This is a genomic window from Streptomyces sp. NPDC034670 (assembly GCF_055574875.1).
On the sequence record NZ_JBVITR010000138.1, the window covers coordinates 1 to 1,802 of the forward strand.

At 72.5% G+C, this 1,802-nt stretch carries 1 protein-coding gene; it reads left to right on the forward strand.

What is annotated here, in order from left to right; genetic code table 11:
• Positions 1–121 precede the first annotated feature (121 nt).
• Positions 122–1,702, forward strand: a complete 1,581-nt coding sequence (locus ACZ56B_RS32830) for an IS1182 family transposase (RefSeq protein ID WP_468798748.1) — start codon at positions 122–124, stop codon at positions 1,700–1,702.
• Positions 1,703–1,802: the final 100 nt, after the last annotated feature.

Consider the following 1,802-nt stretch of genomic DNA (forward strand, 5'->3'; position numbering starts at 1 on the left):
CGTTCCCTTCCACCCCATCNGGTGATCCGGACCCCGCCGGAACACGCCCTAGAAGACTCATGAAGATCTTGGGGTTCTGGCCCCGCCGCGCGAGCGGCGGGGCCAGACTCGTTTCGTGGTGATGGGTGAGTGGGTCGGGGAGACGGTCGGGCCGGATGTGTGGGAGACCTGCCGGGAGTTGATCCCGGCCGGGAGTGTGTTCGCGTTCCTGGCCGAGCACCGTGGTGCGTTGTTCCCGGCGGAGATGTTCGCGGACATGTACCCGTCGGCGAACGGGCGGCCGAGCATGCCGCCGCAGATCCTCGCCTCGGCGATCACGCTGCAGGCCCTGCATGGACTGTCGGACTTCGAAACGGTCCAGGAGCTGCGGTGCGACCTGCGGTGGAAGGCCGCTTGCGGGCTGGGCCTGCATGACATGGCGTTCGATCCGTCGCTGCTGGCCTACTTCCGGCGTCGGCTGTCCCGCTCCGCCCGGCCCGACCGTGTCTTCGAGGCGGTGCGGGAGGTGGTGCAGGCCACCGGGGTCCTCAAGGGCAAGCGCCGGCGGGCGCTGGACTCCACCGTGCTGGACGATGCGGTCGCCACCCAGGACACCGTCACCCAGCTGATCGCCGCCGTCCGCGCAGTGATCCGTGTGGTTCCCGGCGCCGACCGGGTCGCGGCCGTGCAGTGCACCGCCCATGACTACGCCGATTCCGGCAAGCCCCGCATCGCCTGGAACGACGAACAGGCCCGCGCCGCTCTCGTCGACGCGCTGGCCGGCGACGCGCTCAGGCTGCTGGGGCATCTGCCCGAGCAGGAACTGGGCGAGAGGGCTGCGAACGCGGTCGGCCTGCTGGCCCTGGTCGCCGGGCAGGACGTGGAGCCGGCCGAGGACTCCGACGGCCGCGACGGCCGCTGGCGCATCACCCGCGGGACCGCCTACGACCGGATTGTCTCCACCGTCGATCCTCAGTCCCGGCACGTCCACAAGAGTCGCACCCGCCAGCAGGACGGATACAAAGCCCACCTCGCGATCGAGCCGGAGACGGGGTTATACACCGCCGTCGCCCTCACACCGGGGGCCGGGGCCGAACACCACGAGGCGGCCGTCGGCCTGGACCTGCTGGCCGGCGACAGCAGCCCCCTGGACGTCTTCGGCGACACCGCCTACTCCACCGGCGAGGCCCGCCACAGCCTCGATGGTGCAGGTCACCGGCTGTTCTGCAAGCCCGCCCCGCTACGGGCGGCCGTCCCCGGCGGGTTCACCCTCGACGACTTCGCCATCGACACCACTGCCGCCCTCGTGACCTGTCCCGCCGGGCACACCGTCCCGCTCTCGGCACCCGGCGGACGGCACGACCAGCGCACCGCGTCCTTCAAGGACCGGTGCACCGGCTGCCCACTACGCGAGCGGTGCACCAAAGCCAGGGCCGGACGCGTCGTGACGATCCGCCCGCACCACGACCTCCAGGCCGCCGCCCGCCACCAGGCGGCCACCGATCCCGACTGGCAAGCCGGCTACCGGCGCTGGCGACCACCGGTCGAGCGGGCCGTCGCCTGGCTCGTCCAGCACGGCAACCGCCGCCTGCGCTACCGCGGAACCATCGCCAACAGCACCTGGCTCCACACCCGAGCAGCCGCCCTCAACCTCCGCCGACTGATCAACCTCGGACTCACCCGAAGCAACGACACCTGGCAACTCGCCCCCGCCACCGCCTAGCGAAAGGGGGGGGGGGGGGGGGGGGGGGGGGGGGGGGGGGGGGGGGGGGAGGGGGGGGGGGGCGGGGAGGGGGGGGGGGGGGCCCCCGCTCTACATCTTC

Bases quoted from the DNA above. Each gene is read 5' to 3' on its own strand.
- ACZ56B_RS32830 (WP_468798748.1), top strand. From the start codon at position 122: ATGGGTGAGTGGGTCGGGGAGACGGTCGGGCCGGATGTGTGGGAGACC.